Here is a 14,144-nt window from a genome sequence, read left to right as displayed (position 1 = left end):
ATCACACAACCGTTTTCTTTTTTGTTTCCACCTGAACCAACCCATTACTACCATCATCAGGCAATGTTGACTCTACAGCAGATTTGTTTGGAAAACGCGGGGGTGAAATCGACAAATCAGAATCAGTCACCGCGCAATTATTTTCAACAATTTGGCAATCTATTTTCTTAGTTTCTATCAAAATCAAACCATCAGGCAATTCTCTCTTTGCTTTTTCATGAACAATAGATCTTTCGACAGCCTCAGAAGCAGGATCTTTCTCAGAAGCAGGATCTTTTTTAGGTTCGTAGTGCAATTGTACTTGATCATCAGATATCATTTCCTCAGCTGAAATTACAGCATCCACAACACTTGCTGAATCTTGAGAAAGATGGCGAGAATTCTTATTATCTCTGCGATTACTGGGACCACGACGACGATTTGGACTACGAACACCACTCCTACCAGTATACCCACCGGTAGTAGTAGCCAGCGTATCAGTTGAATGCAAATTTTCTTCTGTTGAACCGCAAACATCCTCAGTTTTAGAAACTTCATTCAAATCAGAAACTGGCTGAACTTGATTATTAGTGTTAGACCTAAATCTTTGACGGGATGGACCTCTACGTCTGGATTGAGTTCCAGCATTGGCATCAGACAAACTATCCGAAGCACCTGCTGCCGATATTACTCTTCTTCCATCGGAGTTTGAAATTTGACGACGAACAGAAGAGTACCCTCCTTCCGAAGAAGAGCGATGCTGCGAAATACGACGCTGAGACGTTTTATTGTATCTTCCAGTGGAAACAGGACGATTTTCAGCAGGAGATGGCAACAAAGAAACATCTGGTTCAGGAACAGAATCAGAAACAGGATGATCCAACACCCCTTCATCTGGGGACAATTCAGACTTATTCTTAATCCAACCCCAAACTCTGTCCAAAATACTACGTCTCGATGCACTTGATGTGCGATCAATTGAAGGCAAAATAGCTGAAGTCTTGACAAGAGGTTTCATCCTGGCAGATGTTCTAGATTTATCAGAAGCATAGGAAACATGCCGAGAAGATGATTCATAAGCGTTCTCATCGCGAACATCTATCATTCTGTAGCTCATAGTAGTATCAGTATCACTAGCCTGATCAATGTGCACCAACTGAATACGATAAGCTGGGGTATCCAAATGAATACTTGGAATTATCAACACATTAACATGCGAATGGTTCTCTATACTCAAAATTTGGCCGCGCTTTTCATTCAAAAGAAATGTCGCAACATCAACTGGCAAATAAACATGAACTGAAGAGATATTTTCCTTCATAACCTCTTCTTGCAAAACACGCAGTATATGCAAACCTGATGATTCTATATTGCGAATAAAACCAGTACCAGAACAACGGGGACAAACGACGTGACTAAGCTCTCCCAATGGAGAGCGCAATCTTTGGCGAGACAGTTCCAACAATCCAAAACGAGATATCTTTCCCATTTGAACACGAGCACGGTCGTACTGTAATGCTTCACGCAATCTTTGCTCGACAGTACGTTGACTCTTGTTGGATTCCATATCTATAAAGTCTATAACTATCAATCCACCCAAATCACGCAAGCGAAGCTGTCTCCCTATTTCCTCAGCTGCCTCTAAGTTAGTTTGAAAAGCAGTCTCCTCAATATCAGCCCCACCGGTAGCACGAGAAGAATTAACATCAACGGCAACCAAAGCTTCAGAGTGGTCAAAAACTATCGAACCACCTGAGGGCAAAACAACCGTACGAGAACAAGCCGTCTCAATCTGACGCTCAATCTGAAAACGAGAAAATAGAGGAACTGAATCAGAATATTTTTTAACTATGGAGACATTATGGGGCATAACATGGTTCATAAACTGCCGTGCCTGCTCATATATATCTGGAGAATCGATCAGAATCTCCTTTATATCAGGCTGGTAGTAATCCCTAATCGCCCTAATAATAATCGACGACTCTTCATATATCAAAAATGCCGGAGGATTAATACGTTCCTTGGTCTCTTCATAAACAACATCACCTACAGAGTTCTTGTACTGCGGTCGTGAAGCATCAAAAATAGCTTCCCATAATTTAAGCAAATACTCCAAATCCCACTGCAACTCTTCAAAAGAGCGACCAATAGCTGCCGTACGACCAATGATACCCATGCCGGAAGGAACAGACAAACCCTCCATCAAGGTCTTTAATTCCGCACGTTCATCTCCCTCAACACGGCGAGAAACACCACCGCCTTTAGGATTATTCGGCATCAAAACCAAATAACGACCTGCCAAAGAGATATATGTAGTTAATGCAGCTCCCTTTGAGCCACGCTCCTCCTTATCAACTTGAACCAAAATTTCTTGGCCTTCGCTAAGTGAAATATGGCCTCTACGAGCACCAGACCCCACATCATAAAGAGAAGACTCTATCTCCTTAAAAGGCAAAAATCCATGGCGCTCAAACCCGTAATCAACGAAGGCCGCATCTAAACTGGGTTCAACCCTAGTGACAACACCAACATATATATTGCTCTTCCTTTTTTCCCTATGGGAAGACTCTATGTCCAGATCCAGTAACTTCTGACCTTCTACAATGGCAACACGCAGCTCCTCTGGTTGAGCTGCATTGAACAACATCCTTTTCATGAAATATTCCCCGCGCAACCAAACAGCGCACGCAGAGCCCCAAAGAATGTACAAGAAATCGATCCACGATAGAAAAAAATCCAGAAAAATTGACATTTTTCAGACAAACAAAAACCACTCCACTGAGGTAACCGACCATTTGCTCTATAATGTCATACACGGATTGTAGATTGCTGACTTCCATCACGCTACATAAAAAGAGGGACACGCCGCTCGTTGCAAATAAAATTTAAAAATCATAAAGAGAAAAATACAGAACCACCCAAAATACCCCCTTTATTTACAGGTGACTAACTTTTTTCTACAGAAAACATTCCAACCATACTGTATAATGTGTACTTAGTACTTATATCAGGCTCAAACATGCAGCCTCCAGTATCCTATGAACAAAATAAAACACCCCAGCAAAACCCTCACTGTTCAAGAAGAGGGTTCAGGGCAGCGCCTAGATAACTATCTTTCTCGAGTCACTAAGAGACAACTCCCGAGATCGAGAATTCACCACATGATCAGATCGGGGGAGGTCCGAGTTAACCAGGGCAGATGCTCCGCTTCAACAAAACTAACCGCAGGGGACAGGGTTAGAATTCCGCCCTTCTTCGCCAAAGAGCAACAAAAACATAACCCTCACCCAGCTATCGTAGCACAATTTTTCAAAGATATCATCTACGAAGACAACAGCCTACTTGCAATAAACAAACCATCAGGATTAGCCTGCCACGGTGGCAGCGGTATTTCCCTAGGGCTAATCGAGCACCTCAGAATCCTACGACCACAGCAAAAGTTCTTAGAGCTAGCACACAGGCTAGACCGAGACACATCAGGCATAGTTCTAATAGCAAAGAAAAAGAGCACACTGATTGCACTCCACACTTTATTCCGTGATCACGAAATTGACAAGAGGTATCTGGCCATTATTGAGGGGAAATTCAGAAATTCCTATCAAAGGATAAACCTACCACTAAGCACGAAAATCCACAACAACGAAAAAAAAGCTTTTATTGATAAAATAAATGGCAAAGAATCAATTACTGAAGTATTTCTATTGCTCCGTGGCAACGATTATTCCCTTATCGAAGCACACCCGCTGTCCGGACGTACACATCAAATAAGAATTCACTTGTCTACAATCGGCCATCCAATTTTAGGTGACAAAAAATACAATCCTACACTTACTACTAAAAAATTGCTCTTGCACGCACACAGAATATCGTTCCTTCATCCACTAACTAATCAAACAATCACTCTATCAAGTCCTATTCCAAAAAAATTCATTATGTGCGCAAAAAAAAATCACCTAAAAATGTTTACCAATATTGACCACAGAGCCCTCCTTTCGACACAACAACTTGTCGATATGATTGAATCAGTGCGACAATGAAAATTTGGAACTAATCGAAGACCAAACTATGCCATCCAATACTACCGATGATAATCAGTGTATATCAGCACTGAAGGATGTTTCTCTGTTAGCAATAAAGGAAGTCAGAGCCGCTAGAAGATGGCGTATTGCTTTCAGAACAGTTGCTTTATTAATACTGGCTTTCATTTTTCTACCGAGTTCGTGGCATGCTTACCACAGAGACCACAGCAAACATGTTTTCGTTGCGAGACTAAACGGCATCATATCTGATAAGTCTCCGTTCAATGCCCATGATACTATCAATACAATGGAAAACGCCCTATCCGATCCACTTACAAAAGCTCTCATTATGCTGTTAAACTCGCCTGGCGGATCACCTGTTCAGGCTAAACGCATCTACGATAGCGTCATGAGATTACGAGAAAAGTACCCTAATAAACCAATTTATGCTGTTGTAGATGACATATGTGCATCAGGTTGTTACTACATAGCATCGGCAGCAAATAAAATTATTTCCAGCCCTGTAAGCATATTGGGATCAATTGGTGTAATCATGCAGGGTTTCGGGATGGTAGAACTGATAAAAAAATTGGGCATAGAGAACAGAACCATCGCCTCCGGTAAGAATAAGGATTTCTTGGATCCATTCGCTGAAATAAACCCTGAGCACGTAAAAATAGCCAAAGATATAATCAAAAAATCCATGAATGTCTTTATTAACGATGTAAAAATTGGACGTTATAACAAACTAAAAGGAAGCAATGGAGAATTGTTTTCAGGCAAAGTGTGGTTAGGAATAGATGCTGTTCATCTTGGTTTAGTTGACGAGCTAGGAGATATTGATTCAATTACTAAGAAAGAATTTCCAAACAGTACGGTAGTTTATCAAAATATTGATGAGTGGCCACAGTCATTGCTTAAAAAGATTGATTATGAATTTACTGGCAACATTGTTAGTCAATATTTGGTCGCTCATATGAAATAATTGTTATAGGATGACGTCATTGAGTCGTAGAGAAACGGTTTGGTGAGTATCTTTGTCGTCGGTGCTGGAATATCTGGTTTGGTATTGTCTATAGAGTTAGCTCAGTACCGTGATGTGTACCTGGTGTCTAAATCTTCTTATAACGCATCCTCTAGCTACTGGGCTCAGGGTGGTATAGCCTGCTCCTGGTCCAGTGATGATTCTTCCCAAGACCACCTTCGTGACACGTTTGTTGCCAGCGGCAATACATCTGATCGTGGTAGTGCGTACAGTATAATCGAACGAGGCAGAGAGTCTGTTGAGTGGCTTTTTTCGCATGGCTTTTCCTGTACAAAAATTAATAATCTTGGCGTTCATCTTGCACAAGAGGGAGGACACTGTAGGAGACGTATAGTCCACTGCAAAGACATAACTGGAGCTGCCATAGTAGAGGCACTATACTCTATGGCTAAAAACCACCCCCGTATTCATTTGATGGAGAACACACGTGCATTAAACATTTTTCATAAAGATAAGAAATGCACCGGAATACAATTATTTAACACTGATCAGCAAAAAATAACCTCCTATGACACCAGTCACGTGGTTCTCGCCTGTGGTGGCCTTGGACAGGTTTACAGCCACTCCACCAACCCCTCAACTAACACAGGCGACGGAATAGCGTTAGCTTGGAAAACTGGATGTGCAGTAGTAAACCTGGAATTCATTCAATTTCACCCCACTGGATTCTATACACCAAAGGGAACTCCTTTTTTAGTTACTGAGGCACTTCGCGGTGAAGGGGGAAAAATATGCAACAAAAACGGATACAATTTCATAAAAGATTTTGACAAAAGAGGGGACTTAGCACCTAGAGATACCGTATCTCGTGCTATTTCCTGTTACTTGCAAGAACACCCGGAAGAAAATTGCGTCTACCTTGATGCAACCCACAAAACACCATCTTTCTTAAAGAAAAACTTTCCAAACCTTTATAGATGCTGCAGAAATTACGATATAGATATAACCCAGGACTATATTCCAGTTATACCATCTGCTCACTACTGCTGCGGAGGTGTAAAAACCAATTACCACGGAGAAACTGACATCAAAAGTCTTTGGGCAATTGGAGAAATGGCATACACAGGCCTCCACGGAGCCAACCGTCTGGCAAGCAACTCCCTTCTTGAGTGTATAGTAATGGGACGACGATGTGCAAAAAGCATACTAAGCAAAGAAGCCTCTCCAGTAACAATTAGAAGTGAGATGTCGATCTCAGCTTCGCCAACGAAACCCGAACAGAACGTAATAGCAACCATACAAAACATCATGTCCCAATATGTCGGAATTGTTAGGAGTACAAACAATCTACGCATCGCCGCGGATAAACTGTCTTCAATTGTATGCCCAAATGAAAACACAGACGCACATAGTATTCATATGTGTGCTCAACTGATAGTTATGTCTTCTCAACAACGCAAAAACAACTACGGCTGTTACTACAACAAAGACTTCAAAACAAATACATCAGTTTTTCATCCCACATATCTATTCCCTTAAAAAGGACCATAAGTGATTAAGCACACTACTAAAATTTTAATTTCATTGCTGGCAAGCACTATACTCATGAGTGGGTGTTTTGGAATAAAGGATAAAAAAGACAATCCAGAGCATAAAGATCACATCCCCTTAAAGGCACAGCACGTTTTTGCGGGTCACTATGCATCGGGAATAATAGAACCTCTATCTTCATTCGTGCTCCTAACCGGCGACAATACTAAAGGGCAGATGGGTTTACCAGATAAATTAATCCTGCGGTTCATGCATCCAATGCCTGAACCGCGAAATATATCAAAAATTATCTTACGCCCTACATTCTCTCTCATTCTCACAAACAACAACCAACTCTACGCTGTAGGAGAAAATAAATGGGGTCAATTTGGCATTGGTGATACAAAAAAATTGGATAAATTTCAACCTATTGCTGAATATGTAAGTGATGTAGCGGCTGGAATAGATTTCATCGCTGTACTCAGAAAAGACGGCACACTTATGGTATCAGGACATAATAACAAGGGACAATTAGGAACGGGAGACTATGTTGATCGCTCAATATTCGTAATAGTGGGACATGCCATAACTCACATAAGCGCTGGTGATCAATTTTTACTTAGCATAAATCAAGCAGGGGATCTACTAGGAAATGGTAGCAATGAATTTGGACAACTTGGAATGAATGGACGCACCAATATCATGGTGCCTACCACAATATTTCAACAATATGTGCTTGATGCTGCAGCCGGACCTAACTTCAGCTTCGCAATGTTAGGCAACAATGTCCTTTTTGTTTCGGGAAATAACACCAGAGGACAACTAGGATTAGGGGACACTATACCAAGAAAAGTATTCACCCAAGTACCGATAAAATTAAGTATAAAAAAAATAGCCCTAGGAAATCAGCACAGCATCTTGTTAGCAAATAACGGGGAAATGCTAGTTGCAGGAGATAACCATGAGGGACAACTTGGGTTTGAACAACCCGACATTCAATCTCACTTCACTCATGGCGCATCAGAAGTAGCAGATATTGCAGCCACAGCAAACGGTAGCATTTTTATCGATACAAACAATTACATATACGCAAGCGGATCCAACAAAAAAGGTGAACTTGGTTTAGGATATGCGTTATCATCACATGGATTCGACAAACTTCTCGACAATGAGGAACACGTACATGATGAGCGTTATTGAAACTGATCAAGCACCCAGCGCCATAGGACCTTACTCTCAAGGACGAGTTACAGGTAATCTTATCTACACATCAGGCCAGATCGGGTTAGATCCAAAAGATATGAAACTGAAAGAAACTTTTGATGATCAAGCCGATGCTATATTTAAAAATTTAGATTCTATATTAAGAACTGCCAACAGCGATTTATCCCAAATTGTGAAACTTACCATTTATCTGGTAGATATGAAAAATTATGCCAGTTTGAATGAAATTATGACTAAGGCACTACCAAAACCTTATCCAGCACGCACCACGATAGTAGTATCACAGTTACCTCTAAATGCATTGGTTGAAATTGAGGCAATTGCCGCAAAAAAATAGCGCAGTCGTATACATACTTTATATTATTGCCGATGTTCACTACTAAGAAGAACGGTTTTTCAAAATTGGGGCAGCGCACGCAGGATAAGCTACGACGCATGGGTCTGTTCTGTCCCAAGGATTTAGTATTTCACATCCCTCTACGGTACACCAACCAAACGGTTGTTACCCCCGTGCGCAGCGTTGCTGCGGGCGACTATTGCGTCGTCGAGGGTACAGTTATTTCGGTTGATTCCAGACCAACTGGTAAAAGAAAAAACAAATTACTAGTCACACTAATGGACGACGACGACTGTATATTCAAGATAAGCTTTATAAATTCATATCCTTCACAAAAAAATGACTTTCCTTTGGGAACTCGCATCCGTTCCTTCGGTGAATTTAAAATCAACAGTACGTTAGGAAAACATATACTGCACCCTGAATATAAGACAATACAAAAAGATGATCCATTGCCACAAAGCCTTACTGCCATCTACCCATCAACAGCTGGACTGTCGCAAAAATTAATTAGGAAGATAATCCACGCGGCCATAGAGGAAAAGCCTTGGATAGACATCCTACCTCAAGAAATTATTACTCAATATGATCTGGGCTCCATTCAAGAATCACTTATGACCATTCATTTTCCACCACCTGACGTATACAAACAAATCGATAGCATACTAGACCGAACTCACATCTGTTGGCAAAGGCTGAAGTTTGATGAACTGCTGTCCTACCACATAGCTTTAATCATTGCTGAAAAAAACAGATCTCAACATCAAAAAACATATGCCCTGACAAAAAGCACTAAACTGATAAGTAAATTCGTAAAAGAAATATCATTTGATCTGACCGATGACCAAAAATCGGTCTGGGAAGAGATACAAAATGATCTATGTCATGCAAAAAGTATGTACCGCCTCCTGCAGGGGGACGTCGGAAGTGGTAAAACAGTAATTGCAATCCTAGCTGCCCTAATGGCCATTGAATCTGGGTATCAAGTTGCATTCATGGCACCAACAGAAATCCTAGCAGAACAACATTACATTAAGATATCAAATTGGCTGGACAAACTGGGAGTTCGTTTAGAAATACTATTATCATCAACAACATTGAAGAAAAGAAGGCAAATTCTGAGCGATCTATCCTCAGGAACACTGCCACTTATAATAGGAACTCATGCTTTAATCCAAAAAGATGTGCAATTTTCTCGTTTGGCACTAGTAATCACGGATGAACAGCACCGATTTGGTGTAGAACAGAGACTTTCCCTATGGAATAAAGGTAATTTTCCGCACCAATTACTAATGAGTGCGACACCAATTCCACGAACTTTAGCAATGACGTACTCGCCTTATTTGCAAATATCAACCATAAAACATCTACCAAAGGGAAGACAGCCAATTGATACCCATCTTTTTCAACTATCTAAAAAGGAAATAATAATAGAAAAAATATCTGAACACTTAATCTCAGGCCAACAAGCATACTGGGTGTGCCCATTGATTGAAGATTCAGAGAAGATGGAATTAAGCTCTGTATTAAAATCACATGAAATTATTCAACAAATTCTCCCTAATTACCGTATTGGCCTTCTACATGGAAAAATGAAAAGCTCTGAAAAAGCAGACGTAATGAAAAACTTCCTTGCCCATAAAATAGACCTACTAGTGACAACAACCGTAATCGAAGTTGGGATCGATGTTCCTAATGCAACAATGATTATCATCGAACACGCAGAAAGATTTGGGCTAGCACAGCTGCACCAACTCAGGGGACGTGTGGGTCGTGGAGCCCAAAAAAGCTACTGCTTGCTCATTTATCACCCTAATATTTCTAATATTGGAAAAAATCGTTTACTATCTTTGCACAAAACACAAGATGGCTTCTTGTTAGCAGAGAAAGACCTAGAAATTCGCGGACCTGGGCAAATATTCGGTCCACGACAAAGTGGCTTACCTCAACTAAAATTCTCTGATTTACAAAAAGATCTGGAAATATCTGGGAAATCGTACTTATGTGCACAGCAATTACTTAAAAATTGGTATAACATCGCGGACCGACATTATAAATTTTGGCTATCGGATACTGCATGCTACGTCAACGCTTAACATACTTTTCGAAACTGACCCGCTTAGACAAACCCACAGGAACCCTGCTGTTACTATGGCCCACACTAACGGCACTATGGTTTGCCGCTGGTGGCCACCCCGATATTAAAATGGTTTTAACATTTACATTAGGCGCAATTTTGTGCAGATCAGCTGGATGTTGTTTTAATGACATCTCAGACCAGAATTTTGACAGTAAAGTACGGCGCACACGTAACCGACCGCTGGTATCAGGGTGTTTGTCCAGACAACAAGCCACATGGTGTGCGATCGCATTACTAATACTATCTTCTTTAACCATTGCATGGTTACCATTGAGAGTTTGGATCATGGCAATAATAGCAATATTACTGATGATTACTTACCCACTAACCAAAAGATTCTTAAAAGTACCGCAAGCCTACCTGGGTATATGCTTTGGGTTTGGGATACCCATGGCCTATGAAGCGGTACAACATCGCATACCTGGGGTTTGCATGATTATGTGGCTCGCAAATCTATTATGGACTCTCTCCTACGATACCATATATGCAATGGTTGACCGAGATGATGACATAAATATAGGAATAAATTCATCTGCTTTATTTTTAGGATCATTAGATTTGTTTTTTATCAAATTTTGGGGAATTTTGAGCATAATAATGTGGGCGTTAACTGGTTATTGCATAGGCACGGGACCACTATTTTACATGGGTTTAATTATATCTGCTGCGGTGATGATATACTTTTTCGCTAAAATCAGGAATCGTGATCGATCTTCATGCATGTATGCCTTCACTCAGAATCACTGGATTGGATTGGTTATATTCGTTAGTACAGTAGCAAATTTTAACCTTCCTAACTCAAAAATTATAAGCCCCTAGAAGGAATTGAATGTGGAATAAGATAAGAAGATTAATTCTGGGAAAGCCTCTGGACCCGTTAAACAAGAAAGTTCGCCATCAAATTGCGTTGGTGTCTTTTCTAGCTTGGGTAGGACTGGGGGCAGATGGACTATCTTCGGCCTGTTATGGTCCTGAAGAAGCATTTTTGGCATTAGGACAAGCAACTCACTTAGCACTCTATCTTGCTGTAATGACAGCAGTTACCGTATTTTTCATCTCATTTGCATATACCCAGGTTATTGAACTCTTCCCCAATGGTGGAGGGGGGTACCGAGTAACAACCACCCTTCTTGGAGATCATCTAGGACTGATATGTGGTTGTTCCTTATTGGTTGACTACGTTTTAACTATATCTATTTCAATTGCTAGTGGCACAGATGCACTATTTTCTATACTGCCACAGTATTGGGAAAAATTTCGGCTATTTTTTGAGTGCGTAAGTGTATTTGGGTTGATACTAATCAACCTCAGAGGACTAAAAGAGTCCATACGTTTTCTGTTGCCTATATTTATAGGCTTCGTAGTAACACACTTTGCTCTGATTGTAGTTGGCGTACTATTGCATGCCGACAAGCTAGGGAATCTTATCCCAACTACGATAGAAGAAACCAATCGCATGCAATCATCCATAGGATGGTCAGCTACAGTAGGGCTATTGCTTCGCGCTTATTCACTTGGAGGTGGAACATATACTGGAATTGAGGCGGTATCGAATAATGTTCAATCACTAGCAGAACCTCGCCTAAAAACTGGGCGCTTGACCATGCTGTACATAGCACTTTCTCTATCATTCATGGCGGGAGGAACCATTCTTCTATACCTACTTTGGAATGCAAATCATGTTAAAGGCATGACCCTAAATGCCGTCACTTTTAGAATGATTTTGAATGAAATTGGAATTCATGGGTGGCTTGCGCACTCGACACTAGCCATAATTTTACTTTTAGAAGCCTTATTATTGTTTGTTGCTGCAAATACCGGATTTCTGGCTGGACCGTCAGTACTTTCTAACATGGCTAGGGATTTTTGGGTACCCCGTCAGTTTCGTCATCTATCCAACCGCCTGGTAACTCAAAATGGTATTTTTATGATGGGAATAAGCGCGTTATTTATAATCCTTTTGTCTCAAGGGCGCGTTAGTTTCTTGATCATATTATACTCTATTAACGTATTCTTAACATTCTCTCTAACATTAGCAGGTCTCTGCCGCCACTGGTGGCGACAAAAGAGTACCCAAAAAAATTGGGCAGCACGATTTTTGTTGGCTTTTAGCTCGTTTTTGCTAACAGCCAGCATCCTTGTGGTTACATCATTTGTTAAATTCTCAGATGGGGGTTGGGTTACTCTTGTGATAACAAGTACAGTTATTCTGGGCTGCATATGGATCAGAAAGCACTATTATCAATTAGAGGAAAAAATTTTACTTATTGATGAATCCTTTGCGCATCTTCCTTATGGTACACGCACTGACCAAATTGACATTTCTCCAAACGAACCAACAGCGGCTTTCATTATTGGTAGTTCTCGCGGCATTGGTATGCACAACTTACGTTGGGTGCAAAAAATGTTTCCCAATCATTTTAAAAATTTTCTTTTTATAAACGTAGAAACTGTGGATGCAAACTCATATGGTGGTGAACTGGAACTCAAAAAACTTCGTCAGGAAGCCATGGTAAGAACCACTTACTTTGTCAATTTCTGTAATAGTCACGGCCTATCAGCCAAACAGTACACAGGATTTGGAATTGATACAATAGAGGAAATATTCAAGCTGGCTGAACGCGTTGAGACAGAATTTAGCAACGTTATGTTCTTCAGTTCTCACATAACATCGAAGGACGAGAACTGGACCACACGAATTTTACATAGCAACACACCGTTTGTCCTGCAGAAGAAAATGCATTCTGTGGGAATGAACATGGTTATACTACCTATTCAAGTGTAGTAGTTATCTTTCATTTTCTTTACCATTGACAGAAAGAAATCGGAAACTTCACCGGCTGCAAACTCATTACATCCTCTAACAAAAGAACCGTAAGTGTAGCACCTAACATCAACAAGTGGAGCAAAATACTGCGGTCCCCTTGCTTCTGCAGTATTACTATGAACAACAACATCCAGCAACAACATCAATTCTCTACCACCAGCTATGACATTACCTGCCGGCAAAAAAAACAACAATCCCATAATGTAAGGACGAACCCCATATCTTCTTGATTTTGCTTCAGAACTTTCCTGGAAAATAGCATAACGCCGAACATAGTCTTTAAGATAAGAATTACCAACAATAGGATCAGTTACACCATTCAAAACGGGTGAAATAACCAAACCACAACTTCCTTTTCTAGGAAAAGGATTATAAACCAAGGAACCTGCAAAATGCTTATATATATACTTACATTTTACGGCTCCTCCATTTATTCCGTTGGCATTTAGTGGGTCATTAGCTATTTGCAACAAAGGCTTCAGAAGCGGCATTGCTTGGTTTAAAAACAATATAAGAGGTGATTTTGAAAAATAAGAAAGGTACATATCATTCAGGAAATATGAGACATTGCCATCTCTGTCATAAAAACGTTCATAAGAATTGTACCGTAGAAGATTACCAGGACTAGTATCACCAGGTCCATATCCAAAGCGTAAACATGACGACGCTCTTCCAGTAGAACAAGAACGCACCAATCTAGAGTCACTAGTTGTGTAATTAACGGTATAATCTGGAAGAGATATAGTAGAATTGGCACCTACAGGTGAAAGACCAAATATTTGTTTACCTAAATATTCCGCTCTGGGAACGGTGTAACTGGAGATCCAACCAGGAGACCAATCTCTCTGATATATCCCCCTTGTAGCTCTATCGCTATCATTGTAATTTCCCATACTCCGTGATAACTCAGACTTCCAATATGATGGCCATGACGATGACAACATTATGTGTTCATTCATTGTTACATATGAATCAAAAATTTTTATACTAGAATCCTTTGAACGCACAAAAAAAACCAACGAAGCAGAAATACTCATAGCTACAAAAATAGTAAGTATTAGAACATTTCCTTTATGTAATCTTTTTATTATCATATAGTAACC

At 40.4% G+C, this 14,144-nt stretch carries 11 protein-coding genes; 8 read left to right on the top strand and 3 right to left on the bottom strand.

Annotation, left to right across the window (positions count from 1 at the left end; genetic code table 11):
• Position 1 precedes the first annotated feature (1 nt).
• Both Arg41_RS03295 and Arg41_RS07880 read right to left on the bottom strand, forming a co-directional pair.
• Positions 2–2,635, bottom strand: a complete 2,634-nt coding sequence (locus tag Arg41_RS03295) for an Rne/Rng family ribonuclease (RefSeq protein WP_092490773.1) — start codon at positions 2,633–2,635, stop codon at positions 2–4.
• Entirely contained in the window at positions 2,535–2,819 is a 285-nt protein-coding gene (locus tag Arg41_RS07880) for a hypothetical protein (RefSeq protein ID WP_141663175.1), read from the bottom strand. The genes Arg41_RS03295 and Arg41_RS07880 overlap by 101 nt, the downstream gene beginning before the upstream one ends.
• Positions 2,820–3,017: 198 nt before the next feature.
• Between Arg41_RS07880 and Arg41_RS03290 the strand changes: the two genes are divergently transcribed.
• The 8 genes from Arg41_RS03290 to Arg41_RS03255 all read left to right on the top strand — a co-directional run bounded on the left by Arg41_RS03290 (position 3,018) and on the right by Arg41_RS03255 (position 12,999).
• The gene (locus Arg41_RS03290; RefSeq protein ID WP_092486426.1) at positions 3,018–4,016 is read left to right on the top strand and encodes an RluA family pseudouridine synthase; all 999 of its coding nucleotides are present in this window, start codon (positions 3,018–3,020) and stop codon (positions 4,014–4,016) included.
• Positions 3,997–4,983 carry a S49 family peptidase gene (locus Arg41_RS03285; protein ID WP_141663174.1) on the top strand — a complete coding sequence of 329 codons (987 nt, stop codon included), beginning with the start codon at positions 3,997–3,999 and terminating at the stop codon, positions 4,981–4,983. The genes Arg41_RS03290 and Arg41_RS03285 overlap by 20 nt, the downstream gene beginning before the upstream one ends.
• A gap of 42 nt (positions 4,984–5,025) precedes the next feature.
• Positions 5,026–6,522, top strand: a complete 1,497-nt coding sequence (gene nadB / locus Arg41_RS03280; protein ID WP_242641386.1) for an L-aspartate oxidase — start codon at positions 5,026–5,028, stop codon at positions 6,520–6,522.
• Between the two features lie 66 nt (positions 6,523–6,588).
• Positions 6,589–7,713: an RCC1 domain-containing protein gene (locus Arg41_RS03275; RefSeq protein ID WP_092342932.1), complete on the top strand. Its 1,125-nt coding sequence runs from the start codon at positions 6,589–6,591 to the stop codon at positions 7,711–7,713.
• Entirely contained in the window at positions 7,697–8,074 is a 378-nt protein-coding gene (locus Arg41_RS03270) for a RidA family protein (protein ID WP_092342931.1), read from the top strand. The genes Arg41_RS03275 and Arg41_RS03270 overlap by 17 nt, the downstream gene beginning before the upstream one ends.
• A 32-nt stretch (positions 8,075–8,106) precedes the next feature.
• Positions 8,107–10,170, top strand: coding sequence for an ATP-dependent DNA helicase RecG (gene recG, locus Arg41_RS03265; protein ID WP_092486419.1), 2,064 nt, complete (start codon positions 8,107–8,109; stop codon positions 10,168–10,170).
• Positions 10,152–11,033 (top strand): 4-hydroxybenzoate octaprenyltransferase, encoded by an 882-nt coding sequence (ubiA, locus tag Arg41_RS03260; protein ID WP_092342929.1) that lies wholly within the window; start codon positions 10,152–10,154, stop codon positions 11,031–11,033. The genes recG and ubiA overlap by 19 nt, the downstream gene beginning before the upstream one ends.
• A gap of 10 nt (positions 11,034–11,043) precedes the next feature.
• Complete coding sequence (locus Arg41_RS03255; RefSeq protein ID WP_092342928.1) at positions 11,044–12,999, top strand: APC family permease; 1,956 nt, start codon at positions 11,044–11,046, stop codon at positions 12,997–12,999.
• On the opposite strand, the gene Arg41_RS03250 is transcribed toward Arg41_RS03255, so the two are convergent.
• The gene (locus Arg41_RS03250; protein ID WP_092342927.1) at positions 12,990–14,135 is read right to left on the bottom strand and encodes a hypothetical protein; all 1,146 of its coding nucleotides are present in this window, start codon (positions 14,133–14,135) and stop codon (positions 12,990–12,992) included. The two genes, Arg41_RS03255 and Arg41_RS03250, sit on opposite strands and share 10 nt — an antisense overlap.
• Positions 14,136–14,144 lie beyond the last annotated feature (9 nt).

The sequence above is a fragment of the Candidatus Ichthyocystis hellenicum genome (assembly GCF_001460935.1).
GTDB lineage: Bacteria > Pseudomonadota > Gammaproteobacteria > Burkholderiales > 2013Ark19i > Ichthyocystis > Ichthyocystis hellenicum.
Note: the sequence above shows the minus strand (reverse complement) of the source record. Positions and strands in the feature narration are given on the sequence as shown.